Annotated in this window: 19 protein-coding genes; 11 read left to right on the forward strand and 8 right to left on the reverse strand. The window is 72.0% G+C overall.

The genetic code is table 11. The features are described from left to right. Positions 1 to 224 precede the first annotated feature (224 nt). Complete coding sequence (gene aspS / locus ACIQMU_RS12440) at positions 225 to 2,030, reverse strand: aspartate--tRNA ligase (RefSeq protein WP_352239314.1); 1,806 nt, start codon at positions 2,028 to 2,030, stop codon at positions 225 to 227. Positions 2,031 to 2,258: 228 nt separating this feature from the next. Between aspS and ACIQMU_RS12445 the strand changes: the two genes are divergently transcribed. Further along, positions 2,259 to 4,442 carry a SpoIIE family protein phosphatase gene (locus ACIQMU_RS12445; protein ID WP_352239313.1) on the forward strand — a complete coding sequence of 728 codons (2,184 nt, stop codon included), beginning with the start codon at positions 2,259 to 2,261 and terminating at the stop codon, positions 4,440 to 4,442. Positions 4,443 to 4,474: 32 nt separating this feature from the next. Here the strand turns inward: ACIQMU_RS12445 and ACIQMU_RS12450 are convergent, their stop codons facing one another. The 3 genes from ACIQMU_RS12450 to ACIQMU_RS12460 all read right to left on the reverse strand — a co-directional run bounded on the left by ACIQMU_RS12450 (position 4,475) and on the right by ACIQMU_RS12460 (position 7,584). Continuing rightward, positions 4,475 to 5,680, reverse strand: coding sequence for an AI-2E family transporter (locus ACIQMU_RS12450; protein ID WP_402688821.1), 1,206 nt, complete (start codon positions 5,678 to 5,680; stop codon positions 4,475 to 4,477). A 202-nt stretch (positions 5,681 to 5,882) separates the two neighbouring features. After that, positions 5,883 to 6,839: a pirin family protein gene (locus ACIQMU_RS12455; protein ID WP_402688822.1), complete on the reverse strand. Its 957-nt coding sequence runs from the start codon at positions 6,837 to 6,839 to the stop codon at positions 5,883 to 5,885. Positions 6,840 to 7,116: 277 nt separating this feature from the next. Continuing rightward, positions 7,117 to 7,584: an SseB family protein gene (locus tag ACIQMU_RS12460; protein ID WP_352239311.1), complete on the reverse strand. Its 468-nt coding sequence runs from the start codon at positions 7,582 to 7,584 to the stop codon at positions 7,117 to 7,119. A gap of 167 nt (positions 7,585 to 7,751) precedes the next feature. On the opposite strand from ACIQMU_RS12460, the gene ACIQMU_RS12465 reads away from it, so the two are divergent. The 5 genes from ACIQMU_RS12465 (at position 7,752) to ACIQMU_RS12485 (ending at position 15,542) form a co-directional block, all read left to right on the forward strand. Further along, complete coding sequence (locus ACIQMU_RS12465; RefSeq protein WP_352239310.1) at positions 7,752 to 9,578, forward strand: acyl-CoA dehydrogenase; 1,827 nt, start codon at positions 7,752 to 7,754, stop codon at positions 9,576 to 9,578. Between the two features lie 209 nt (positions 9,579 to 9,787). Continuing rightward, positions 9,788 to 11,086, forward strand: a complete 1,299-nt coding sequence (locus tag ACIQMU_RS12470; RefSeq protein WP_352239309.1) for a M18 family aminopeptidase — start codon at positions 9,788 to 9,790, stop codon at positions 11,084 to 11,086. A gap of 100 nt (positions 11,087 to 11,186) precedes the next feature. Next, complete coding sequence (locus tag ACIQMU_RS12475; RefSeq protein ID WP_352239308.1) at positions 11,187 to 11,408, forward strand: DUF6458 family protein; 222 nt, start codon at positions 11,187 to 11,189, stop codon at positions 11,406 to 11,408. Between the two features lie 299 nt (positions 11,409 to 11,707). Next, positions 11,708 to 14,569, forward strand: coding sequence for a BTAD domain-containing putative transcriptional regulator (locus ACIQMU_RS12480; protein WP_402688823.1), 2,862 nt, complete (start codon positions 11,708 to 11,710; stop codon positions 14,567 to 14,569). Positions 14,570 to 14,813: 244 nt separating this feature from the next. Next, positions 14,814 to 15,542 (forward strand): DUF4232 domain-containing protein, encoded by a 729-nt coding sequence (locus ACIQMU_RS12485; protein ID WP_352239306.1) that lies wholly within the window; start codon positions 14,814 to 14,816, stop codon positions 15,540 to 15,542. Between the two features lie 110 nt (positions 15,543 to 15,652). Here ACIQMU_RS12485 and ACIQMU_RS12490 read toward each other — a convergent pair whose 3' ends face one another. Continuing rightward, entirely contained in the window at positions 15,653 to 17,470 is a 1,818-nt protein-coding gene (locus ACIQMU_RS12490) for an NHL domain-containing thioredoxin family protein (protein ID WP_402688824.1), read from the reverse strand. A 64-nt stretch (positions 17,471 to 17,534) separates the two neighbouring features. On the opposite strand from ACIQMU_RS12490, the gene ACIQMU_RS12495 reads away from it, so the two are divergent. Further along, on the forward strand, positions 17,535 to 18,026 hold the full coding sequence (locus tag ACIQMU_RS12495; protein ID WP_402688825.1) for an LURP-one-related/scramblase family protein: 492 nt from the start codon (positions 17,535 to 17,537) through the stop codon (positions 18,024 to 18,026). Between the two features lie 142 nt (positions 18,027 to 18,168). Here ACIQMU_RS12495 and ACIQMU_RS12500 read toward each other — a convergent pair whose 3' ends face one another. Further along, positions 18,169 to 18,960: a carbon-nitrogen family hydrolase gene (locus ACIQMU_RS12500; protein WP_402688826.1), complete on the reverse strand. Its 792-nt coding sequence runs from the start codon at positions 18,958 to 18,960 to the stop codon at positions 18,169 to 18,171. Between the two features lie 359 nt (positions 18,961 to 19,319). Between ACIQMU_RS12500 and ACIQMU_RS12505 the strand changes: the two genes are divergently transcribed. After that, positions 19,320 to 20,144 (forward strand): maleylpyruvate isomerase family mycothiol-dependent enzyme, encoded by an 825-nt coding sequence (locus ACIQMU_RS12505; RefSeq protein WP_352239302.1) that lies wholly within the window; start codon positions 19,320 to 19,322, stop codon positions 20,142 to 20,144. 96 nt (positions 20,145 to 20,240) lie between these two features. Here ACIQMU_RS12505 and ACIQMU_RS12510 read toward each other — a convergent pair whose 3' ends face one another. Continuing rightward, on the reverse strand, positions 20,241 to 21,551 hold the full coding sequence (locus tag ACIQMU_RS12510) for an MFS transporter (RefSeq protein WP_352239301.1): 1,311 nt from the start codon (positions 21,549 to 21,551) through the stop codon (positions 20,241 to 20,243). Beyond that, entirely contained in the window at positions 21,548 to 22,231 is a 684-nt protein-coding gene (locus ACIQMU_RS12515; RefSeq protein ID WP_352239300.1) for a GntR family transcriptional regulator, read from the reverse strand. The genes ACIQMU_RS12510 and ACIQMU_RS12515 overlap by 4 nt, the downstream gene beginning before the upstream one ends. A gap of 119 nt (positions 22,232 to 22,350) precedes the next feature. Between ACIQMU_RS12515 and ACIQMU_RS12520 the strand changes: the two genes are divergently transcribed. The 3 genes from ACIQMU_RS12520 (at position 22,351) to ACIQMU_RS12530 (ending at position 24,405) form a co-directional block, all read left to right on the forward strand. Then, positions 22,351 to 22,686, forward strand: a complete 336-nt coding sequence (locus ACIQMU_RS12520) for a metalloregulator ArsR/SmtB family transcription factor (protein WP_356726813.1) — start codon at positions 22,351 to 22,353, stop codon at positions 22,684 to 22,686. Further along, positions 22,686 to 23,351, forward strand: a complete 666-nt coding sequence (locus ACIQMU_RS12525; RefSeq protein WP_352239298.1) for a cation transporter — start codon at positions 22,686 to 22,688, stop codon at positions 23,349 to 23,351. The genes ACIQMU_RS12520 and ACIQMU_RS12525 overlap by 1 nt, the downstream gene beginning before the upstream one ends. A 154-nt stretch (positions 23,352 to 23,505) precedes the next feature. Beyond that, positions 23,506 to 24,405: a serine hydrolase gene (locus tag ACIQMU_RS12530; RefSeq protein WP_352239297.1), complete on the forward strand. Its 900-nt coding sequence runs from the start codon at positions 23,506 to 23,508 to the stop codon at positions 24,403 to 24,405. The last annotated feature ends 174 nt before the right edge of the window (positions 24,406 to 24,579 follow it).

The following is a 24,579-nucleotide window of genomic DNA, read 5'->3' on the forward strand; positions in this document are numbered from 1 at the left end:
GGATGGCGGCGGACGGCGCGGCTCGGCAGGACGGGGTGCGAGAGGGGTGTCTCGCTGCCAGTCTTTGCCGGGCCCGGCCCGGCCGAACCCGAACCGGGGCCATCCGGCTGTACCACGTCGCCCCCTGCCGCCCCCGGCTCTCCCCTGTGGGCAACGAAACAGCCCCCGATCGGGTGATCGGGGGCTGTTTCACGTGAAACATCCGCAGAGCGGGGCCGTGCGGACTACTTCTCCGCGGGCTTCTCCGGGGACTTCTCCGACGCGCCCTTCGCGGCGACCGGCTTGCGCAGCTGGATGTTCAGCTCGCGCAGACGGGTCTCGTCCAGCTCGGTCGGGGCGCCCATCATCAGGTCCTGGGCGTTGCCGTTGAGCGGGAAGGCGATCGTCTCGCGGATGTTCGGCTCGTCGGCGAGCAGCATCACGATGCGGTCGACGCCCGGGGCGATGCCGCCGTGCGGCGGGGCGCCGAGGCGGAACGCGCGGAGCATGCCCGCGAACTCGTGCTCGACGGTCTCGCGGTCGTAACCGGCGATCTCGAAAGCCTTGAGCATCAGCTCGGGCTCGTGGTTCCGGATGGCGCCGGAGGACAGCTCGATGCCGTTGCAGACGATGTCGTACTGCCAGGCGAGGATGTCCAGCGGGTCCTTCTCCTCCAGGTCGGCCAGGCCGCCCTGAGGCATCGAGAAGGGGTTGTGCGAGAAGTCGATCCTGCCGGTCTCCTCGTCCTTCTCGTACATCGGGAAGTCGACGATCCAGCAGAACCGGAAGACGCCCTCCTCGAAGTGGCCTGCGCGCTTGGCGGCCTCCACCCGGACGGCCGACATGATCTTGGAGACCTCGTCGAACTCCCCGGCGCCGAAGAAGACGGCGTGGCCCGGGACCAGCGAGAGGCGCTCGGTGAGCGTCTTGACGTCGGTCTCGGTGAGGAACTTGGCGATCGGACCGGCCAGCGTGCCGTCCTCGCCCACACGCACCCAGGCCAGGCCCTTGGCGCCGTGCTCGACGGCGTACTCACCGAGGCCGTCGAAGAACTTCCGGGACTGGCCAGCGGTGTCCGGGACCGGCAGCGCGCGGACGTGCTTGCCGGCGAACGCCTTGAACCCGGAGTCGGCGAAGACGTCCGAGATGTCGACGAGCTCCAGCTTGGCGCGCAGGTCCGGCTTGTCGTTGCCGTACTTCAGCATCGACTCGCGGAACGGGATGCGCGGGAACGGCGAGGTGACCTCGCGGCCGTTGCCGAACTCGGTGAAGAGCTCGGTCATCAGCTTCTCGATCGGCTGGAAGACGTCCTCCTGCTCGACGAAGGACATCTCGACGTCGAGCTGGTAGAACTCGCCCGGCGAGCGGTCCGCGCGGGCGTCCTCGTCGCGGAAGCAGGGCGCGATCTGGAAGTAGCGGTCGAAGCCCGAGATCATCAGCAGCTGCTTGAACTGCTGCGGGGCCTGCGGCAGGGCGTAGAACTTGCCGGGGTTCAGCCGGGACGGGACGACGAAGTCACGGGCGCCCTCGGGGGAGGTCGCGGTGAGGATCGGGGTCGCCATCTCGTTGAAGCCGAGGGCCACCATCTTGGAGCGGATGGACGCGATCACGGCCGAGCGCAGCATGATGTTGCGGTGCATGCGCTCGCGGCGCAGGTCGAGGAAGCGGTACTCCAGCCGCCGCTCCTCGTTGACGCCGTCCTCGGTGTTGATCGTGAAGGGCAGCGGACCGGCCTCACCGAGCACCTCGACCTCGGCGACCTCGATCTCGATCTCGCCGGTCGGCAGCTCCGGGTTGACGTTGTCGGCGCCGCGCGCGGAGACCTTTCCGTCGATCCGGACGACGGTCTCCTTGGTGAGCTTCGCCAGTGCCTCGTTGCCGGGGGTGCCGGGGCGGGCGACGAGCTGCACCAGACCGTAGTGGTCGCGCAGATCGATGAAGAGGATGCCACCCAGGTCTCGGCGATTGTGCAGCCAGCCGCTCAGCCGGACGTCGGTGCCGACGTCAGAGGCGCGGAGCTCGCCGCAGGTGTGGGACCTGTACCGATGCATCGTCGTTCATCCAGTCTTCGCGGTTCGGGGGTGCCCGGCGGATCAGGGCCCCTGGAGGTGGATCGAGCGTCCCCAGGCTACCGCCCGGGGACGGGACGCTTCATTTCCCTTTCCGCCGCGACCGCCGCCCGACCGCCGCCCGGCCGCCGCCCGGCCGCCGCCCGGCCGCCGGGGCAGGTGGCGGTCCCTCGGTGGCGTCGACCGAACACATCTTCCTAAAGTGGGGCAATGCGCACCGAGGAAGTCCTGGCCGCGATCGCGACGGGCCTGTGGCGCTGGGACAACACAGCCGGCACGGTCACGCTCGACGCGGAGGCGGCCCGGCTGATCGGTCTGCCTCCCGAGCCCGGCAGCTACCGCGAGTCCGCCGTGCGCTCCTGCTTCCACCCGGTCGACTGGAACGAGATCTACGCGGTGGTGAACCTCGCCGTCGCCGAGGGCACCCTCGCCGAGGCGCGGCTGCGGATCGTGGACGAGCGCGGCCAGGTCCTCCGTACCGTGCGCAGCCGCTCCAAGCCGGTCGTCCCGCCGGGCCGGGACACCGGGAGCTACGTCCTCTTCGGCACGCTCCAGGAGGTCGCCGAGCCGCAGCCCGGCTCCACCGACGCCGCCCACACGCCGATCACCGGGGACTGGCGGCGCTCCCGGGAGGCGTTCCTGCTGGACGCCGGACGCGCGCTGGCCGAGGCCCGGTCCACCGCCGAGGTCCTGCGGGTCGCCGGGTCGCTGTCCATGCCGGGCTTCTCCCCGGACGGTCTCGCGGTCTTCGGCTCCGCCGGGGAGCGGCTGACGATCATCGGGCACCACGGGCACACCACGGGGGACGAGGAGCCGTTCACCGACATGCCCCTGGAGACCGACTACCCGGCCGCCGAGGTCGTGCGCACCGGCCGCGCGATCTACCTCCCCTCCCCCGACGACTACCGCCGCCGCTATCCGGCCACCTGGCCGCTCGCCCGTCGCTTCGGGCGGCAGTCCTGGGCCTTCCTGCCGCTGGTGTCCTCCGGCCGCACGATGGGCGCCTGGATGGCCGGGTTCCGGCATCCGGTGGCGTTCACCCCGGACGAGCGCGCGGTGCTCTCGACGGTCGCCCGCATGCTGGCCCAGGCGCTCGCCCGGGCCGGGGTGGCCGAGACGGAGCGCGAGCTGTCGCTCGGACTCCAGCGCTCGATGATGCCGACCCTGGGCCCGGAGATCCCCGGCATGACGGTCGCCGCGCGGTACGTGCCGACCGGCGGCGGGCTCCAGGTGGGCGGCGACTGGTACGACATGATCCCGCTGCCCAACGGCCGCATCGCCCTGGTCATCGGCGACGTCCAGGGCCATGACGTGCGGGCGGCCGGACTGATGGGCCAGCTCCGCATCGCCCTGCGCGCCTACGCCTCCGAGGGGCACCGTCCGGACGCGGTGCTCTCCCGGGCCTCGCGCTTCCTGTCCGGGCTCACCGACGCGTACGAAAGCGTCGAGGGCGACGCGGAACCGGCGACGGCGCGCTTCGCGACCTGTCTGTACGCGGAGGTGGACCCGGAGACCGGGACCCTGGACATCGCCCGCGCGGGCCACCCCGACCCGGTGGTGATCAGCGCCGACGGAACCGCGGTGATCCGGCAGACGGCCGGCGGGCTGCCGCTCGGCATCGAGACGGACTCCGACTACCCCACCACCCGGGTGGTCCTGGAGCCCGGCGAAACGATCATGCTGTGCACGGACGGCCTCATCGAGACCGGCGGGCACGACATGGCCACCGGCTGGACCCGGCTGCGCCCGGTCCTGGAACAGCCGGCCGAGGACCTGGAGCAGCTGGCCGACGCCCTGGTCCAGGCCGTGCACGGCCCGGCCTCCCACTACACGACGGGGCCGCTCGCGGACCGGCGGGAGGACGACATCGCGGTCCTGGTGCTGCGCCGCGAGAGCACCTCCGCCCGGGTGACTCCGGCGCGCCGGAGCGTTCTGACCATCGCGCAGGCCGAACCCGAGCGGATCGCGGTCGGCCGGCAGCTCGTGCGCGAGTTGCTGCACGACTGGAGCGATCCCGATCAGGTCGACTCGGCGGTTCTGATGGTCTCCGAGATGGCCACCAACGTGCTCGTCCACACGGACGGGGACGCGCTGATGATGGCGGAGGTCTCCGGCGGGCAGGGGGAGCGGCGGCTGCGCGTCGAGGTCGCGGACGCCAGTGACGAACTGCCGCACAAACGGCGGCCGGGCGAGATGGCGTCCAGCGGGCGGGGCCTGATGCTGATGGAGATGCTGGCGGACACGTGGGGGGTGGACCCGCGCGGGGAGGGGAAGTCCATCTGGTTCGAACTGCACGAGTCGGACCGGCCGGACAGACCCGGGGCGCCCGGCGGGCCGGCGGGTTCGGAGGGGGCGGGGGAGCCGGTGGGGGCGGGCGAGTCGGTGGACGTCTGATTCCGGAGCCCTGCGGGACGGCGTGACCAGCCCTACGGGACGGCGTGGCCGCCGGAAGCTCCGGGGCCGGGGCCCCCGAACCGGCCGGAGCCGCCGCCTGCCGGGCCGGGACCGCCGGAAGCTCCGGAACCACCGGTCGGGCCGGGGCCCGGACCGCCGCCGGGCGGACCGGAAGCAGGAGCGGTCGCGCCGGAACCGCCGCCGGGGCCTCTGCGCAGCTCGCCCAGGACGCCGAAGGCCGCCGCGCACAGGGGCACGGCCAGCAGCATGCCGAGCAGGCCCGCCACGCTCGCTCCCGCCGTCAAGGTGATCATGATCATGGCGGGGTGCATCTGGACCGTACGGCTCTGGATCATCGGCTGGAGCACATGGCCCTCCAGCACCTGGACCGCGAGCACCACCCCCAGCGCCCACAGGGCGATCACGAACCCCCGGTCGGCCAGGGCGACCAGGACCGCCACCGCGCCGGAGAGGAACGCACCGAGGTACGGGATGTAGGCGCCGACGAACACCAGCGCGCCGAGCCCCACCGCCCCGGGAACGTCCAGGACCAGCAGGCCGACCGTGATGCACACGGCGTCGATCAGGGCGATGAACGTGGTGCCGCGCATGAATCCCTCGACGGCCTCGAACGCCCGGCGCCCCATGGCCTCCACCAGGTCTCCGGTGCCGCGCGGGGCCACCGAGTGGGCCAGGTTCACCGCCCGGTCCGAGTCGCGCAGGAAGAAGAACGTCAACAGCAGCGCCAGCACACTCGTCGCCACCAGCGAACCGATCAGGCTGATGCCGCTGAGCAGACCCCCCGCCGCGCTCGCCCCGAACTTCTCGGCCAGGTTCCCGACGTTGTCGGCCAGGTCGTCGACATCCGTGGTCCCGGCGATGTCCAGGTGGTCGACGACCCACTGACCGGCCTCCTTCAGCGAGGCGACGATCTGCGCGCCGGAGTCGACGAGGGCGGCCACCACGATGTACCCGGCGCCGCCGACCACCGCGACGAGGGCCGCGCAGGTCAGCCCGGCGGCCAGCGACCGGTTGAGCCTGCGGGCGGTCAGCCACCGGTGGACCGGCCCCAGCAGCGCGGTGCCGAGGAGGGCCAGCAGCACCGGGGTGACCGCGGTCTTGAGGACGACGACCAGCCAGATCCCGACGGCGGCGACGCCCACGACGAGCAGGACGACTCCGCACCAGGCGGCCGCACGACGGGCGCGCTCGGGAAGGAGGGGCGGGGATGCGGGCACCTCCCCACCCGACCACGGGGCGCGGCGGCTGTCCCGTCCGTCGCCCCCGGACGAGTGACGCCGCGTCACCTCGTGGGCGCGGCGCCGGGGGGCCGCAGGGACCGGGGAACGAGGAACGGCGGCGGGCCGGGCCCCGTGCGACCACCTGCGCGGTGCACAAGGCCGGACGCGCCGCCGTGACTGCCGGGCCCTGCCCGGGTGATCACATGCCGTGGACCGCGGGGACCGTGCCCAGGCGCCCGGCCTGGAAGTCCTCGAACGCCTGCTGCAGCTCGGCCTGCGTGTTCATCACGAAGGGTCCGTAGTGCGCCATCGGCTCCCGGATCGGGCGGCCGCCGAGGAGCACGACCTCCAGGTCGGGGGTGTTGCCGTCCTGCCGCTCGTCGGCGCGGACGGTCAGCGAACCGCCGGCCCCGAACACCGCCGTCTGGCCCATGGTGACCGGCCGCCGCTCCGCGCCGACCGTGCCGCGCCCGGCCAGGACGTACGCGAGGCCGTTGAAGTCCTCGCGCCACGGCAGGGTCACCTCGGCGCCGGGCCGGACGGTGGCGTGGATCATCGTGATCGGGGTGTGGGTGATGCCGGGGCCCTGGTGGCCGTCGAGTTCACCGGCGATGACCCGGAGGAGTGCCCCGCCGTCGGGGGAGGTGAGGAGCTGGACCTCGCCACCGCGGATGTCCTGGTAGCGCGGGGCCATCATCTTGTCCGACCTGGGCAGGTTCACCCAGAGCTGGAGGCCGTGGAAGAGCCCGCCGGACATGACCAGCGACTCCGGCGGGGCCTCGATGTGCAGCAGGCCCGAGCCGGCGGTCATCCACTGGGTGTCGCCGTTCTCGATGGTGCCGCCGCCGCCGTTGGAGTCCTGGTGGATGAAGGACCCGTCGATCAGGTACGTGACGGTCTCGAACCCGCGGTGCGGGTGCCACGGAGTCCCCTTCGGCTCGCCGGCTCCGTAGTCCACCTCACCCATCTGGTCCATCATGATGAACGGGTCGAGGTGCCGGTAGCTGATCCCCGCGAAGGCGCGGCGGACGGGAAAGCCCTCGCCCTCGAATCCGCTCGGCGCGGTCGTGACGGTGAGCACGGGACGCGCGGCGGCGTCACCCGAAGCGGCCACCTTGGGCAGGGTCAGCGGGTTGTCGACAGTCACTGCGGGCATGGAAGCCACCTCCGGGGGAGTGTTCTGCGATCAATTTAGTTGAACGATGAACATTCGGCAAGGCGTCGCGCATTCCCGGACAGGCCCCGACCGCGGAACAGGGCACGACGAGGGCCCGGCACAGGCGCCCCGAGGAAGGTCCCGGCACGAGGCCGGCCCCGGGCACGGGCGACGGGGGCCAGAGGCGCCCACGGCAGCGAGAAGGGCCCGCGCCACTCCTGGCACGGACCCTCGGCCGTTCGTCGAAAGCGCGGGCCGGCGGCCCGCGGGACACGCCCTAGCCGTACATCCGGCGCATCGCGAAGTCGACCATCTGCTCGACGGCCTTGGCGTCGAAGACCATCCGGTGATCGCCCTCCATGTCCAGGACGAAGCCGTAGCCCGTCGGCAGCAGGTCGATCACCTCCGCACCGGTGATCACGAAGTACTTGGACTCCTTGCCCGCGTACCTCCGCAGCTCCTTGAGCGTGGTGAACATCGGGATCACCGGCTGCTGCGTGTTGTGCAGCGCGAGGAAGCCGGGGTTGTCGCCGCGCGGACAGTAGACCTTCGACGTGGCGAAGATCTGCTGGAAGTCCTCGGCGGAGAGGGAGCCGGTGGTGAAGGCCCGTACCGCGTCGGACAGGGAGGGCGGCGACGGTTCGGGATACAGCGGCTGCTCCCCGTAGCCGCCGCCCATCTGACCCGTCTGGCCCATCTGACCCATCTGCTGCTGAGCACCAGGGTTCTGGTCGTAGCCGTACATGCAGCAAAGAGTAATCGGACACATCTGCGGCTTGAGGGGTTGCGCCTTATTACTGACGGGTAGCATCATCGTAGGGGTCAGCTGATGGACCCACGCCTGCCTGTCGCCCGACCCGCATCACTCCCCGGGGCGCTGTGCGCCACTGCTATTGATTACGGAGCCTTCCCATGGGGCACTACAAGTCGAATCTCCGCGACGTCGAGTTCAACCTCTTCGAGGTCCTCGGGCGCGACAAGGTGTACGGCACCGGTCCGTTCGGTGAGATGGACGTCGACACCGCGAAGAGCATCCTGGACGAGATCGCGCGCCTCGCGGAGAACGAGCTCGCCGACTCCTACGCCGACGCCGACCGCAACCCGCCGGTCTTCGACCCGGAGACCAAGACCGCCCCGGTCCCGGCGAGCTTCAAGAAGTCGTACCAGGCGTTCATGGACTCCGAGTACTGGCGTCTGGGCCTCCCCGAGGAGATCGGCGGCACCACCTCGCCCCGCTCCCTGATCTGGGGCTACGCGGAGCTGCTGCTCGGCGCGAACCCGGCCGTGTGGATGTACTCCTCCGGTCCGGCGTTCGCCGGCATCCTCTTCGAGGAGGGCAACGAGGAGCAGAAGAAGATCGCCGAGATCGCCGTCGAGAAGCAGTGGGGCTCGACGATGGTGCTGACCGAGCCGGACGCCGGCTCGGACGTGGGCGCCGGGCGGACGAAGGCCGTGCGGCAGGAGGACGGCTCCTGGCACATCGAGGGTGTGAAGCGCTTCATCACCTCGGGCGAGCACGACATGTCCGAGAACATCCTCCACTACGTGCTGGCCCGCCCCGAGGGCGCCGGCCCCGGCACCAAGGGCCTCTCGCTCTTCATGGTCCCGAAGTTCCACTTCGACTGGACCACCGGCGAGCTGGGCGAGCGCAACGGCGTGTACGCGACGAACGTCGAGCACAAGATGGGCCTCAAGGCTTCGAACACCTGCGAGATGACGTTCGGTGACCAGCACCCCGCCAAGGGCTGGCTGATCGGCGACAAGCACGACGGCATCCGCCAGATGTTCCGCATCATCGAGTTCGCCCGCATGATGGTCGGCACGAAGGCCATCGCCGCCCTCTCCGCGGGCTACCTGAACGCCCTGGAGTACGCCAAGGAGCGTGTCCAGGGACCGGACCTGGCGAACTTCATGGACAAGACGGCGCCCAAGGTCACCATCACGCACCACCCCGACGTGCGCCGCTCGCTCATGACCCAGAAGGCGTACGCCGAGGGCATGCGCTCCCTCGTGCTCTACACCGCCTCGGTCCAGGACGCGATCCAGGAGAAGGAGGCCGCGGGCGAGGACGCCAAGGCGCTGAACGGCCTCAACGACCTGCTGCTGCCGATCGTGAAGGGCTACGGCTCCGAGAAGTCCTACGAGCAGCTCGCGCAGTCGCTCCAGACCTTCGGCGGCTCCGGCTACCTCCAGGAGTACCCGGTCGAGCAGTACATCCGGGACGCCAAGATCGACACCCTCTATGAGGGCACCACGGCGATCCAGGGCCAGGACTTCTTCTTCCGGAAGATCGTCCGCGACCAGGGCGCGTCGCTCAACACGCTCTCCGAGGAGATCAAGAAGTTCCTCGCGGGAGCCCAGGGCAACGAGGAGCTGGCCCCGGCGCTGGACTCGCTCGCCAAGGCCGCCGTGGACCTGGAGGCGATCGTCGGCACGATGATCACCGACCTCACGGCGACCGGCGAGGACGTCAAGAACATCTACAAGGTGGGCCTCAACACGACCCGCCTGCTGATGGCCTCCGGCGATGTCGTCGTCGGCTACCTGCTCCTCAAGGGCGCGGCCGTGGCGGCCGAGAAGCTGCCGACCGCCTCCGCCAAGGACGTCCCCTTCTACCAGGGCAAGATCGCCGCCGCGAAGTTCTTCGCCGCGAACGTCCTGCCGGGCGTCTCGACCGAGCGCGCGCTCGCGGAGTCGATCGACAACTCGCTGATGGAGCTGGACGAGGCCGCGTTCTAGGATCTCGCCCGGTCGGTTACGTCCGTCAGTGCCGCCACCCGGAATTCGTTCGGGGTGGCGGCACTGTCGTACCGGCCGGGTACGCCGAGTGCACGGCCGGTCGACGGGGGCCCGGCTCTCGTGGCTCCGCAGCGGAATCTCCCCGCGTCGGCGACCGAACTCCCCGGTCACCGGATACCGGACCCCGGGTCCTCGTTACAGTGAAGAACATGAGTTCCCCTCTCCGGTTCGACCGTGCGCACACCGATGACCTGATGTCCTTCCTGGCGGCCAGCCCGTCCCCGTACCACGCCGTGGCGAACGCCGCCGCACGGCTGGAGGAGGCCGGCTTCCGGCAGGTCGAGGAGACCGCTGCCTGGGACGCGTCGGCCGGCGGGAAGTACGTGCTGCGCGGCGGGGCGATCGTCGCCTGGTACGTGCCGGAGGGCGCGGCCGCGCACACCCCGTTCCGGATCGCCGGGGCGCACACCGACTCCCCGAACCTGCGGGTGAAGCCGCTGCCCGACACCGGGGCCCACGGCTGGCGCCAGATCGCCGTCGAGGTCTACGGCGGCACCCTGCTGAACACCTGGCTCGACCGGGACCTGGGCCTGGCCGGGCGGATCTCCCTGCGGGACGGCACCCACCGGCTGGTCAACATCGACCGGGCGCTGCTGCGGGTGCCGCAGCTGGCCGTGCACCTGGACCGGTCGGCCAACACCGAGGGGCTCAAGCTCGACCGGCAGAAGCACATGCAGCCGATCTGGGGCCTCGGCGACGTCGAGGAGGGCGACCTGATCCGCTTCGTCGCCGAGGAGGCGGGCGTCGACGCCGAGGACGTCACCGGCTGGGACCTGATGCCCCACGCCATCGAACCGCCCTCCTACCTGGGCCGGGACCGGGAGCTGGTGGCCGGTCCCCGGATGGACAACCTGCTCTCGGTCCACGCGGCGACCGCCGCCCTGGCCGCCGTCTCCGGGCAGCCCGACGCCGACATCCCGTACATCCCGGTCCTCGCGGCCTTCGACCACGAGGAGAACGGCTCCCAGTCCGACACCGGGGCCGACGGGCCGCTGCTGGGCTCGGTGCTGGAGCGTTCGGTGTTCGCGCGCGGCGGGACGTACGAGGACCGGGCCCGCGCCTTCGCCGGCACGGTCTGCCTCTCCTCCGACACCGGCCACGCCGTGCACCCCAACTACGCCGAGCGGCACGACCCGACGCACCACCCGGTCGCCAACGGCGGGCCGATCCTCAAGGTCAACGTCAACATGCGGTACGCCACCGACGGCAGCGGGCGTGCGGTGTTCGCCGCCGCCTGCGAGAAGGCGGGCGTGCCGTGGCAGAGCTTCGTGTCCAACAACGCGATGCCCTGCGGCACCACGATCGGACCGATCACCGCGGCCCGGCACGGCATCCAGACCGTGGACATCGGCGTGGCGATCCTCTCGATGCACAGCGCGCGTGAGCTGTGCGGCGCCGACGACCCGTACCTGCTGGCGAACGCGCTCACCTCGTTCCTCGCGGGCTGATCCGCCGCCCAACCGCTCCCCCGCACATGGTTGTTGCCGGGCCGGGTACGCGACCCGTACACCGGCCCGGACGCACCGGGCGGTCGAGGAGGCTGGATTCATGGGACTCGGAGGATGCATTCTCCTGATCGGGGCGGGCGCGATCCTGGCGTTCGCCACCGACTGGCAGATGGACACCGTCAACGTCGACCTGGTCGGCTGGATCATGATGCTCGTCGGCCTCGTGGGGGTCTTCGTCTACATGAGCATCGCGCGGCGCCGCCGGATGGTCGTGCCGCCCACCACCACCGTCGTCCAGGAGGACGAACAGCGCTACCGCTGAGGGCGCCCGGCGCACCGGACGGCGCCGCCGTCGACGGTGGACGCGCGAGAGTTGCGCGGCCCCGCCGTTGACGCCCGCACGACGGGCCACGGCCCCCTGGACGACCGCCACGACGGGCAAGACCACCGTCGACGTCCACGTCGAGCGACGGTCACCGGGACGACCCGCGACGACGGCCGACGTCCGCAACGGCCGGATGCCGCCGCCGGCACGGCCGCACCGCACCGGGCCCCCGATATTCTGGGACGGATCCCGCGCCCCCCACCATGGACGCGTCCCGCCCGGAAGGGGAGCCGCTCATGGAGTTCCGGCTGCTTGGCACGGTCTCGGTCGAAGCACACACCGGACCGCTGCCGCTCGGTCCCGCCAAACGGCGCAGTCTGCTCGCCGCCCTGCTGCTGTCCGCCAACACGCCCGTCTCACTGGGCCGGCTGACGGACTCCCTGTGGGACGACACACCGCCGCTGCACGCCCGGAGCGTCATCCAGGGGCATGTGTCGCGGCTGCGCGCCCTGCTGCTCGGCGCGGACGCCGAGGCGTACGGGGTGGAGCTGGTCACCCTGGGCGACGCCTATCTGCTGCGAGTGCCGGAGACCCTGCTGGATTCACAGCGGTTCGAGGAGCTGCTGATGCTGGCCCGGGAACAGCGCGACCCCGCCGACACCGTGCTGATGCTCAAGGAGGCCCTGTCGCTGTGGCAGGGCCCGGCGCTCAGCGGGGCCTTCGCCGGTCCGCCGCTCCGGGCCGCCGCGCACTCGCTGGAGGAATCGCGGCTGGCGACGGTCGAGCACCTGGCCCGCGCCTACGGGACGCTCGGTGAACACCACCGCGCCGCGGCCCTGCTGGCGTCGGAGGCGGCGGCGCATCCGCTGCGCGAGCCGCTGGCCGCGGAGCTGATGCTCGCGCTGTACCGGGCGGGCCGTCAGTCGGAGGCGCTGGACCGCTTCCACCGTACGAGGCGGCTCCTCGCCGACGAGCTCGGGATCGACCCGGGGCATGAGCTGGCCGACGCGTACGCCCTCATCCTGCGCGGATACACCGCGGCGCAGGAGGGGCCTGCGCGACCGGCCGACGCCCCCCGGACAGCCCCGGCCGCGTCCGCCGCCGCCCTCGCGCTACCCGCGCCGGCCCTCGTCGAGTCCGTGGAGGCCGCTGACGCCGCCCTCGTGGACAGCGGTACCGCGAAGGCCCCGGCCGCCGCGCCGCCGCGTCCGCTGCCCGTACCGCCGCCGGCCGGCGAACCGCGCTCCGCCGATCTGCTGCCCCGCGCCCCCCGGGGCTTCCACGGACGCACCGCCGAGCTGGCCGCGCTCACCCGGGCGGCGGCGGGCGAGGCGCCCGTCTGCCTGGTCACCGGGCCGGCCGGGGTCGGCAAGACGGCGCTGGCGCTCCAGTGGGCGCACCGCAGTCCCGCACTCTTCCCGGACGGGCGCCTCTTCGCCGATCTGCGCGGGTTCAGCGAGGCCGGGGAACCCGCGCTCATCGACGTACTGCGGGAGTTCCTGCTCGCGCTCGGCGTCCCGCCACGGCGTGTCCCGGAGTCCGTGTCCGCCGCCGCCGCGCTCTTCCGATCGCTGACGGACCGGCGCGGGCTGCTGGTCGTCCTCGACAACGCCCGTGACTCCGCCACCGTGCGGCCGCTGCTCCCGGGCGGCACGGACTGCGTCACGCTGGTCACCAGCCGCCACCGGCTGGAGGGGCTCATCGCCTCGGACGCCGCCCGGCCCGTCCCGCTGGACACGCTTCCGGCCGACGACGGCATCGCCCTGCTCTCCGGCGTCCTGGGAGAGGAACGGGTCCTCGCCGAGCCCGTGGCGGCCCGCCGGCTCGCGGATCTCTGCGGCGGGCTGCCGCTCGCCCTGCGCGTCACCGCCGCCCGGCTGGCCGGGCGGCCCCACTGGACGCTCGCCGCGTTCGCCGGCGAACTGGCCGACGAACGGGGCCGACTGGCCTGTCTGGACGTGGACGACACCGGTGTGGCGGCCGCGCTGCGGCTGACCGTCCAGCACCTGCCGCCCGAGGCCGTCCACCAGCTCGCCCGCCTCGGGCACCACCCCGGCGGCCATGTCGACCCGTACACGGCCGCCGCGCTCGCCGGGACCGGCCCGGCCGTCGCGGCGGCGGCCCTGGAGCGGCTGGCGGCCGCCCACCTCGTCACCGAGACGGCCCCCGGCCGCTGGATCCTGCACGACCTGGTGCGCCTCTACGCCCGCGGCCTGGACCCGGCTGCCGGGCGCGAGGCCCTCGTCGGCGTCCTCGACCACTACATCGCCACGGCCCTGGCCGCCGCCGACACCGCGGAGCCCGGCGGGGAGCCCTGCTTCGTGCTCCCGGACGACTACCGGCGGCCCGCCGCCGTACGGGAGTTCACCGGCCGCCCCGAGGCGATGCGGTGGCTGGCGGCCGAGCGCGAGGATCTGACGCTGGCCGCGGTCGCGGCCCGGGACGCGGGGCTGGACGACCGGGCCTGGCGGATCATCCTGCTCCAGTGGCCGCAGGTGGTGTACCGGGTCCGGGACAGCTGGTCGCCGCTGCTCGAACTGGCCCTGGAATCGGCCCGCGCCGGGAAGGACGCGTACGCCGAGTCGCGGGTTCTCACGCTGCTGGGCTGGGTGCTGGCCGAAGAGGGCCGGACCGCCGAGGCGGCGGCCCTGCTGGAGCCCTCGCCCGCCCTCGCCCGGGACGCCGGCGATCCGCTGGGCGAGGCGACCGCGCTGGTCAACCTGGCCGTCGTCCAGGCCGAACTGGGCGACCTGGGCACCGCGTCGGAGGGGTGTCTCCGGGCCGTGGAGCTGTCCCGCCGGGAGGGCGACCGGCACACCGAGATGCTGGCCCTCCAGCACCTGGCGCGGCTCCAGCTCACCGCGCACCGGCCGGCGGACGCCCTCGCCTCCGCCGGCGCCGCCCTGGCCCTGGGCCCCGAGCACGAGGAGGCGGCGCGCCGCTCGCTGTTGCTGGCCGTCTGCGGTGAGGCCCACCTGGCGCTCGGTGACGAGGAGAGAGGCATCGGGCTGCTGGACCGGGCCGCGCGGGAGGCGGAGGACGCCGGCTACGACGAAGGGGCCGTACGCGCGCTGGAGGCGCTGATGCGGGTGACGGCCCGGACGGAGTACCGGCGACGCTACGACCAGGCCCTCCGCCGGCTCTCGGACGACGGCTGAGCACGGTCGGGGCCGGCCCCCGCCCGAGAGCGGGGCCCCGGCCGTCCGGCGGCCTCGGGAGGCGCCGGGCCCGCCGCCGGACTCGGCAGCGCGCTCCCGGCCGGTCCGGCACGGCGTCAGCGCGACGTCAGCGGGACAGCAGGGATACGTGAGCGGCGGCGGACAGAGTCGTCCCTGTCAGCAAGTTCAGGGGCGGCCGTCTTGACCGGGCGTCGGCCTCACCGTCTCTCCCGGGGGAGTCTCCGTGCGTACCTTCCGCAACCGCACCACCGTCCTGGCCGCCACGACCACGGCCGTTCTCGCTCTCGCTCTCACCGCCTGCGGTGACGACGGTACCGGCACCAGGTCGGCCGGCTCCCCGCCGAGCGGCTCCACGGCGGCCGTCGCACCGGAGACGGCGGGGCAGGACACCGATGACGCGAAGGACACGGGAACCGACCGGAGCACCGCTACCGACACGGGCACCGCGCAGACTGCCGGCGAGCCCAAGGGCTCCGGCACGGCCGGCGGCTCCGCCACGGTGAAGAAGGCCCCCGGGGCCGCGCCCGCCTCGGCGCGACTGTGCGCCGTCAAGGACGTCGCCGTCAGCGCCGCCCGCCAGGACGGCCCGCCCTACACCCACCTCGTGCTGACCGCGAAGAACACCTCGGGCACGAGCTGCCGGATCGGCGGCTACCCCCGGATCCAGTTCCTGGAGAGCCACCGCGAGGACGTTCCCGCGGTCGCCAAGAGCAGGCCGGAGGCGCCCATCGTGCTCGCCCCTGGTGCTCCCGCCCACGCGCTGGTCCGGCTCTCGGACGGCGGGGTCGACGAGGACGACGAGGTGGTGACGGACTTCTCGGTGATGCTGGAGGGCGGCGACGGCCAGGCCGCGGTGAGGGCGCCGGGCAAGGGCGGCATCGCCGTCGACCCGGCGAAGTGGGCGACCGGCTACTGGACGTACGAGCTGCGCAACGGCGCCGACGACTTCTGATCCGCCCGTCGGGCGACGCCCCGGCGGCCCGCCGCCGGGAGCGCCTCCGCCCATCGGGCGACGCCCCGGCCGGGACCGCCGCTCGGCGGCCGGTCCGGCCGCCGCCGTCCTCAGCCCTGCTCGTCCATGCCCGCCAGCACCAGCGGCAGCCGGGGCGTTCCCTGCGCGGTCACGCGGACGGGAACGCCCCAGTCCTGTTGGTGCATGTGGCAGGCCGGGTACTCGTTGGCCGGATCGTCGTCGCAGGACGCCGCCATCGCGGAGACGTGCAGCACGCCCTCGGTGACCCCGTCCGCGAGGACCAGGTCGCGCCCCAGGTCCGTACCGGTTCCGGCCCCCTCCGCCAGCAGCTCCGGCGGGGTGGCGGAGACCTGTAGCCGGGTCGAGGGGCCGTAGCGGGTGTCCAGCTTCTGGCCGGCGGGCGCCTGGAAGACGACGTCGAGCCGGAGGGTGCCCGGGGCGATCTCGGTGGCCGCGCGCCGGGTGCGGTGCGCCTGGTCGGCGACCCGGACCGCCTCTTCGGGCAGCCGGAGCCGGGTCAGCCGGTGGCGGGCGGACTCGACGACGACGAGATCGCCGTCCGCCAGCACCGCGTCGCTGGGCTCGCGGAGGTCGGTGGCCAGGGTGGTGACCTCGCCGGAGACCGGGTCGTACCGGCGCAGGGCGTGGTTGTAGGTGTCGCTGACCGCGACGGAACCGTCAGGCAGCGCGGTCACGCCGAGCGGGTGCTGCAGGAGCGCCTGGGAGGCGGCCCCGTCGCGGTGCCCGAAGTCGAAGAGGCCGGTGCCGACGGCGGTGTGCACATGCTCGTCGCGGTCCAGGTAGCGCAGCGAGGACGTCTCGGAGTCGGCGACCCAGAGCCGCTCCCCGTCGGCGGAGACGGCGAGACCGGACGGCTGGGCGAACCACGCCTCGGCGGCCGGCCCGTCGACGAGGCCCTCGTTGGTGGTCCCGGCGGCGACGCGCACGGTCCCGTTCTCCGGGTCGTACGTCCACAGTTGGTGCACGCCCGCCATGGCGATCCAGAGCCGGTCGCCGAACCAGGCGAGGTCCCACGGCGAGGAGAGTTCCACCTCGTGGGCCGGGCCGCTGGTCGGGTTTCCCTGCCACCACTGGCGGCCGGTCCCGGCGAGGGTGCTGGTCACCCCGGTCGTGAGGTCGAGCGCGCGGATCGCGTGGTTGACGGTGTCCGCGACGGCGACCCGGCCGTCCGGGAGCACCGCGAGCCCCTGCGGTTCACTGAACCGGGCCGTCTCCGGTCCGCCGTCGGCCAGGCCGCGTTCCCCCGTGCCGAAGTGGCGCCGTACGGTCTCGCCGTCGGCGTCCAGCTCGACGAGGCGGTGGCGGGTGGTGTCGGAGACGAGGAAGCCGCCGTCCGGCAGCAACAGCGCCTTGCCCGGGAAGCGCAGATGCGTGGCGACGGGTTCGGGCGCGACATAGGGGCCGTCGCCCCGGCGGAGCGTGCCCTTGGCGGCGTGTTCCGCCTCCAGCTCCTCGACGAGCTTCTCGATGGCGTGGGCGTGGCCCTCGCCCGCGTGCTGGGCGACGACATAGCCCTCGGGGTCGATCACGACGAGCGTCGGCCAGGCGCGTACGGCGTACTGCTTCCAGGTGGCCAGCTCGGGGTCGTCGAGGACGGGGTGGTGGACCTCGTAGCGTTCGACGGCGTCGACGACGGCCTGGTGCTCGGCCTCGTGGACGAACTTCGGCGAGTGGACGCCGATGATCACCACGGTGTCGCGGTGCTTCTCCTCCAGCTCGCGCAGCTCGTCCAGGACATGCAGACAGTTCACACAGCAGAAGGTCCAGAAGTCGAGGATGACGATGCGTCCTCGCAGGTCAGCGAGGGTGTACTGCTGGTCGCCTGTATTGAGCCAGCCGCCCTTGCCGATGAGTTCGGGGGCGCGGACCCGTGCACGTGTTGCCATGACACCAGTCAACACCGCAACCGCCTGCACGCATTCCGCCGGACCCCGGGGGAACCTGGGGCGCATGAGACTTCTCGTACGTGAGCGGCTGTTCGCCATCGGCGACGACTACTGGATCGAGGACGACGGGGGCCGCAAGGTCTTCCTGGTCGACGGCAAGGCGATGCGGCTGCGCGACACCTTCGAGCTGAAGGACTCCGACGGCCGCGTCCTGGTCGAGCTGCGGCAGAAGCTGATCAGCCTGCGCGACACGATGCTCATCGAGCGGGGCGGCGAGGAACTGGCCGAGGTCAAGCGCAAGCGGCTGTCGCTGCTCCGCAACCACTACCGGGTGACCCTGTTGGACGGCACGGAGCTGGATGTCAGCGGCAGGATCCTGGACCGCGAGTTCGCGATCGAGTACGACGGCGAACTGCTGGCCCAGATCTCGCGCCGCTGGCTGACCATCCGGGACACCTACGGCATCGACGTCGTCCGGGACGACGTCGATACCGCGCTGCTCATCGCGGTGGCGATGTCCGTGATCGTGCTGGCGGACAAGGAGAACGAGGACTGAGCGCCTGTCCGCGCCCGCGTGCCCCGTACCTGCCCGTGGGCGGGAGTTCGTTGTTTCACGTGAAACGTGGATGCGGCGCTGCTCTGTGCAGCCAGGGCGCTCACCGTGGACAGGGCTTCCCGACCGTCCGCACGGGCAGCTCTCAGAGCGGCGGCGCGAGCCCCAGGCGGCGGTCCTTCAGGGCCGGGAACTGGTCCCGGGTCGCGCGCACCTTCGCCGGGTCCAGCTCGACGGTCAGAATCTCCTCGTCCGCGCCCGCCCTGGCCAGTACCTCGCCCCACGGGTCGACGACGACGCTGTGCCCGGCCTGCTGGACATCGGCGTGGGTGCCCGCCGTCCCGACGGCCAGGACGTACGCCTGGTTCTCCACGGCACGGGCCTGCGCCAGGAGCGTCCAGTGGGCGCGGCGGCGCTCGGGCCAGCCCGCCGCGACGACCAGCGTCTCCGCGCCTGCGTCGACGAGCCCCCGGAACTGTTCGGGGAAGCGCAGGTCGTAACAGGTGGCGAGGCCGAGGGTGGTGTCCGGCAGGGCGACGGTCACCAATTCCTCGCCCGCGCCCATCATGACCGCCTCGCCCCGGTCGAAGCCGAAGCGGTGAATCTTGCGGTAGACGGCCGTGCGCTCGCCCCGGGGTGAGAAGACCAGGCTGGTGTTGTAGAGGGTGCCGTCATCCGCCCGTTCGACGAAAGATCCGGCGTGCAGCCAGGTCCCGGCCTCGGCGGCGGCCTTCGCCATCACCTCGTGCGTGGGGCCCTCAAGCGGCTCGGCCTCCGCCTCGAAGGCGGTGTAGGCGAATGCTCCAACTGGCCAGAGTTCAGGGAGAACCACCAGGTCAACACCTCGCTGGGCGACCACCAAGGAGGCCGCGCGCACCCTGCGGGCATCGACGGATTCGTCCGGGTCCACTGCGATCTGGATGAGGGAGGCGCGCACACTACCACCGTCCTGGCATTCGAGCCGTCAACACGGGCCTACGATCGTCACACGAAAGCACTGCCGGGGTGCCTGCTCGCAGCGTAACTTGGAACCACCGGCGATTGGGGGGTGGGAGAAGAAGCGGGGCTGGGTGCGTGCGGCTGCAAGGCGGAGGATTGAGGCATGGCGGAGCCATGGTGATTGACGACAACGCCGCGGACGCGCGTGCCCAGCCCCGTGACGCCGCCCCCCAATCGCCGGTGGGTCCACCGGTCGAACCTCCCACGCAGCCCGCCGACAGCGCCGTCAGTGCCGGCCCACCCGCCGGTACTCCCTGCTCTCCAGCCCATGCACCGCAGAACCGCACGAGGGGTCCCGTGACCGTCCATCCCAGCCTCCAGCCCTATACCGACGCCGCGACCCACTCCATCGAGGCGATAGCCGAGCTGGTGAAGCCCCTCGCCGAGGGCGAGTGGAACCGCCGTACGCCCTGCCCGGGATGGTCGGTGCGCGACATCGTGTCGCATGTCATCGGCATGGAGTGCGAGATGCTCGGCGACCCCCGGCCGATCCACACCCTGCCCCGCGACCTCTACCACGTACAGACCGATTTCGCCCGCTACATGGAGATGCAGGTCGACGTCCGGCGGCACCACACCGCCCCGGAGATCACCTCCGAGCTGGAGTACGTCCTCATCCGCCGGGCCCGGCAGCTCCGCAACGAGTCCCGCGGCCCCGAGACCAAGGTCCGCGCGCCGCTGGGCACCGAGCAGACCCTCGAAACGGCGCTGAACCTGCGGGCCTTCGACGTCTGGGTGCACGAACAGGACCTGCGCGCCACGCTCGGGCAGCCCGGCAACCTGGACTCCCCCGGCGCCCTGATCACCCGGGACATGCTGCTCGCCGGGCTGCCGAAGGTCGTCGCCAAGGGGGCCGGCGCACCCGCGAATTCGGCGGTCGTCTTCGACGTGCACGGGCCGGTGGAGTTCCTCCGGACCGTGCGGGTCGACGCGGAGGGCCGCGGTTCGGTGGACGGCGCGCCCTCGCTGGGCCCCGCGGTGACGCTGTCGCTGGACTGGGAGACGTATGTACGCCTGGCCTGCGGACGGGTGCGTCACACGGCCGTCGCCGACCGGATCAAGGTCGAGGGCGACCAGGAGCTGGCCACCGCGATCCTGGACAACTTCGCCGTCACCCCGTAACACCCGGCTCCGCGCCCCGGCGGCGTCCGTCCCGCTCCGTGGGCGACGGGCGCGCCGCCGAGCGCGAGCGGGAAGGGGCGCGGCTGAGTCCGGGGACTACGCGGGCACGTGCACGGCCTCCACACGGCTGACCACGTGGTGCTCGCGTTCCCTGAGCGCCGCACGACGGCGCAGCCGCAGGATCTGTGTGACGCCGAACGCCTCCAGGACGAAGACCGAGGCGAACGCGACGCGGTAGTTGTCGCCCGTGGCGTCGAGCAGGACCCCGACGGCGAACAGGGTGGTCATCGAGGCGATGAACCCGCCCATGTTGACGATGCCCGAGGCGGTGCCCTGACGCTCGGGCGGGTTGGCCGGGCGGGCGAAGTCGAAGCCGACCATCGACGCCGGCCCGCAGGCGCCGAGCACGACGCACAGGACGACCAGCAGCCACATCGGCGTGTGGTCGGCCGGGTAGAAGATCGCGGACGCCCAGAGCAGCGCCGTCGCCGCCACCGTGCCCAGCGCGATGGGGACCCGGGCCTCGTGGTGGCGGGCGATGATCTGCCCGTAGACGAGTCCCACCACCATGTTGGACAGCACGACCAGGGTGAGCAGCGTGCCGGCCGTCCCCCGGCTCAGCCCCTGCGCCTCGACCAGGAACGGCATCCCCCACAGCAGCAGGAACACCATCGCCGGGAACTGGGTGGTGAAGTGCACCCACATCCCGAGCCGGGTGCCGGGCTCCCGCCAGGCGGCGGCGATCTGCCGGCGGACGTACGCGCCCCCGGCGTGCTCGGCCGGCGGCGGCGCGTGGCCCTCGGGGTGGTCCTTGAGGAACAGCAGGAGCGGCACCAGCACCACGACGCCGGCCAGCGAGCTGCCGACGAACGTCGTGGTCCAGCCGTAGCTGTGCAGCGCCCGTGCGATGAACAGGGTCGAGACGAGGTTGCCCGCCATCCCGAACAGCGCCGCCACCTGGCCGATCAGCGGGCCGCGCCGGGCCGGGAACCAGCGGCTGCCGAGCCGCAGCACGCTGATGAACGTCATCGCGTCACCGCAGCCGAGCAGCGCCCGCGCCGCCAGCGCCGTCCCGTACGAGGGGGAGAGCGCGAAGCCGAGCTGCCCCGCGGTGAACAGGACGACCCCGATGGTGAGGACCTTCTTGGTGCCGAGCCGGTCGACCATCAGGCCGACGGGTATCTGCATGCCCGCGTAGACGAGGAGCTGGAGGATGGAGAACGTGGAGAGGGCGGAGGCGTTGACGTCGAACCGGTCGGCGGCGTCGAGTCCGGCGACGCCCAGGCTCGTGCGGAAGGTGATGGCGACGAAGTAGACGGCCACGCCGATGCCCCACACCCAGGCGGCCCGACGGCCGCCGGGTGGGTCACCGGGCAGCGACAGGGTGGGGGCGGCGGCCGAACTCACCGTTCCTCACCCCGCACCAGCACGCGCACCCGTCCGACGTGGCGGCGCACGACGTGCGCGGCCCCTTCGGCGTCCCCGGCCCGGATCGCCTCCAGCAGCTCGCTGTGCTCGGTGATGTTGGCCTCGATCCTGCCGGGGTGGGCCTCCATCACCGCGACGCCCATCCGCAGTTGACGGTCGCGCAGCTGGTCGTAAAGGCGCGAGAGGATCTCGTTGCCGGCGTGTCTGACGATCTCGGCGTGGAAGCTGCGGTCCTTGACCGCCACGGCGGCCAGGTCCCCGTCCTCCGCGAGCCGCCGCTGCTCCTGGAGGAGCTGTTCGAGCCGCGCGATCAACTGCGGCGACGCGGGCACGGCCTTGCGCGCCGCGAACTCCTCGACCAGCAGCCGGGTCTCCACGACGTCCTTGATCTCCTGGGCGGAGACGGCGAGGACGAGCGCGCCCTTCTTCGGGTAGAGCTTGATCAGCCCTTCGACCTCCAGCCGCAGCAGCGCCTCGCGCACAGGCGTCCGGGAGACGCCGACCGCGTCGGCCAGGTCCCCCTCGGTGAGCAGCGTCCCTCCCTCGTAACGGCGGTCCAGGACCGCTTCCTTGATGTGCGTGTAGACGCGCTCGGCGGCGGGCGGGCGCTTCAGGGAGGAGGTCGGCGACTGTACGGGGGCGGAGGGCGCGGCAGGCATGCGCACAGCATAGATACAACATGCACGCATCGGGGCCTCCGTCCGGATTCTGGACCTCCGGAACGAACACCTGACAGTTCAGGCTTTCCTGAATTCACGCATCGCTGTACTGTCATGCCATGCTGACCGTCGCTTCCGACATCGAGGTGCTCGCGCGGTTCGGCCGCGCGCTCGCCGACCCGACCCGCTGCCGCCTCCTGCTCGCGCTCCGCGAAGCCCCGGCGTACCCCTCCGACCTGGCCGATTCCCTGGGGATCTCGCGCACCCGGCTGTCCAACCACCTGGCCTGTCTGCGCGACTGCGGCCTGGTCGTCACCGTGCCGGACGGCCGCCGCACGCGGTACGAACTGGCGGACGCGCGCCTCGGCAGCGCGCTGGACGACCTGCGCGCCGCCGTGGTGGCCGTCGAGACCGACCGCACCTGCGCGGACGCGGAGACCGAGGGCTGCTGCTGATGACCACGCTCTCCCTCGGCCCCTCGCCGGCCCGCGGGGACGCGCTCGCCCGCCGGATACGGCTGCTGGTGGCGGCGACCATCGCCTACAACGTGGTCGAGGCGGCCGTCGCCCTCACCGCGGGGACCCTCGCGTCGTCCACCGCACTGATCGGTTTCGGCCTCGACTCCGTCGTCGAGGTCTCCTCCGCCGCCGCGGTCGCCTGGCAGTTCTCCGCCCGCGAGCACGCGGTGCGCCAGGCCAGGGAGCGGACCGCCCTGCGGGTCATCGCCCTGTCGTTCTTCGCCCTCGCCGCCTACGTCGCCGTCGACGCGGTCCGGGCGATGACCGGGACCGGCGAGGCCGAACCGTCCCCGCTCGGCATCGCCATCGCCGCGCTCTCCCTGGCGATCATGCCCTTCCTGTCGGCCGCCCAACGCCGGGCGGGCCGCGAGCTCGGGTCCGCCTCCGCCGTCGCGGACTCGAAGCAGACCCTGCTGTGCACCTACCTCTCCGCCGTCCTGCTGATCGGGCTGGTTCTCAACGCCGCACTCGGCTGGTCCTGGGCCGACCCGGTCGCCGCCCTCGCCATCGCCGTCATCGCGGCCAAGGAGGGCCGGGACGCCTGGCGGGGCAAGGGCTGCTGCGCCCCGGCGGCGGCGGACGCGGAGGGCTGCGGGCGCTGACCCCAAGGGGCGGATCGTGCCCGATGTCCGACATCAGGGCCGATCCCGCGCACATTCACCCGTTCGACAACACATCCATTGCCCCTCCCCAGGAGTCTCATCTTCGAGCGGCACCCTTATGTAGCCGCATATCAGGGGCATTTGGAGCGTTCAGTTGAAACTCGGCATCAAGCGCATCAATCGCGTCACCATCACGGCCACCGTGACGCTCACCGCCGGCGCCGTGCTCGCCGGCAGCGCCTTCGCCTCCACGGCACACGCCGCCACGCCGCCGACTCCGAAGATCGTCGCCAAGGGCGGCTTCGTGATGAACAACGGCACCGGAAAGACCCTCTTCACCAAGTCCGCGGACACCCGCCGTTCCACGGGCTCCACCACCAAGATCATGACGGCCCTGGTAGTCCTGTCGCAGAAGAACGTGAACCTGAAGTCCAAGGTCACGATCCATAAGGCGTACAGCGACTACATCGTCAAGAAGAACGCCTCGTCCGCCCGGCTCATCGTCGGCGACAAGGTCACCGTGGGCCAGCTCCTCTACGGCCTGATGCTCCCCTCCGGCTGCGACGCCGCGTACGCCCTGGCCGACAAGTTCGGCTCCGGCAAGACCCGCGCGGCCCGCGTGAAGTCGTTCATCGGCAAGATGAACTCCACGGCGAAGAGCCTCAAGCTCAAGAACACCCGCTTCGACTCGTTCGACGGCATAGGGGGCGGCAACAACTACTCCACCCCCCGTGACCTGACGAAGATCGCCAGCAAGGCGATGAAGAACTCCACGTTCCGCTCGATCGTCAAGACCAAGTCGACGAAGCAGAAGGTGACCACGAAGAGCGGTGGCTACCGCTACATGGCGTGGAGCAACACCAACAAGATGCTGAGCAGCTACAGCGGCGACATCGGCGTCAAGACCGGCTCCGGCCCGACCGCCAAGTACTGCCTGGTCTTCGCCGCGACCCGCAAGGGCAAGACGGTCATCGGCACGGTGCTGACGTCGTCCTCCGAGGCGAACCGCACCGCCGACGCGAAGAAGCTGATGGACTACGGCTTCAAGAAGTAGCCCGCACGCGCGCGTAGCAGGCGAAGGGGCCCGGCCAGCACGGTGTGTGCGGGCCGGGCCCCTTCGCCGTTTCACCGGTCTACGGCTGCCGGCGGCGCAGGGCGGCCGTGAAGGCGTCCCAGGCGGCGGGCGCGAGGGTGAGGACGGGGCCGCCGAGACGATGCCGACCGCCAC

It is taken from the genome of Streptomyces sp. NPDC091649 (assembly GCF_044756785.1).
In the GTDB taxonomy this organism is placed as follows: Bacteria; Actinomycetota; Actinomycetes; order Streptomycetales; family Streptomycetaceae; genus Streptomyces.

Coding starts and splice junctions, on each gene's coding strand:
- aspS (WP_352239314.1), bottom strand. CDS start 2,030: ATGCATCGGTACAGGTCCCACACCTGCGGCGAGCTCCGCGCCTCTGAC.
- ACIQMU_RS12445 (WP_352239313.1), top strand. CDS start 2,259: ATGCGCACCGAGGAAGTCCTGGCCGCGATCGCGACGGGCCTGTGGCGC.
- ACIQMU_RS12455 (WP_402688822.1), bottom strand. CDS start 6,839: ATGCCCGCAGTGACTGTCGACAACCCGCTGACCCTGCCCAAGGTGGCC.
- ACIQMU_RS12460 (WP_352239311.1), bottom strand. CDS start 7,584: ATGTACGGCTACGACCAGAACCCTGGTGCTCAGCAGCAGATGGGTCAG.
- ACIQMU_RS12465 (WP_352239310.1), top strand. CDS start 7,752: ATGGGGCACTACAAGTCGAATCTCCGCGACGTCGAGTTCAACCTCTTC.
- ACIQMU_RS12470 (WP_352239309.1), top strand. CDS start 9,788: ATGAGTTCCCCTCTCCGGTTCGACCGTGCGCACACCGATGACCTGATG.
- ACIQMU_RS12475 (WP_352239308.1), top strand. CDS start 11,187: ATGGGACTCGGAGGATGCATTCTCCTGATCGGGGCGGGCGCGATCCTG.
- ACIQMU_RS12480 (WP_402688823.1), top strand. CDS start 11,708: ATGGAGTTCCGGCTGCTTGGCACGGTCTCGGTCGAAGCACACACCGGA.
- ACIQMU_RS12490 (WP_402688824.1), bottom strand. CDS start 17,470: ATGGCAACACGTGCACGGGTCCGCGCCCCCGAACTCATCGGCAAGGGC.
- ACIQMU_RS12495 (WP_402688825.1), top strand. CDS start 17,535: ATGAGACTTCTCGTACGTGAGCGGCTGTTCGCCATCGGCGACGACTAC.
- ACIQMU_RS12515 (WP_352239300.1), bottom strand. CDS start 22,231: ATGCCTGCCGCGCCCTCCGCCCCCGTACAGTCGCCGACCTCCTCCCTG.
- ACIQMU_RS12520 (WP_356726813.1), top strand. CDS start 22,351: ATGCTGACCGTCGCTTCCGACATCGAGGTGCTCGCGCGGTTCGGCCGC.
- ACIQMU_RS12525 (WP_352239298.1), top strand. CDS start 22,686: ATGACCACGCTCTCCCTCGGCCCCTCGCCGGCCCGCGGGGACGCGCTC.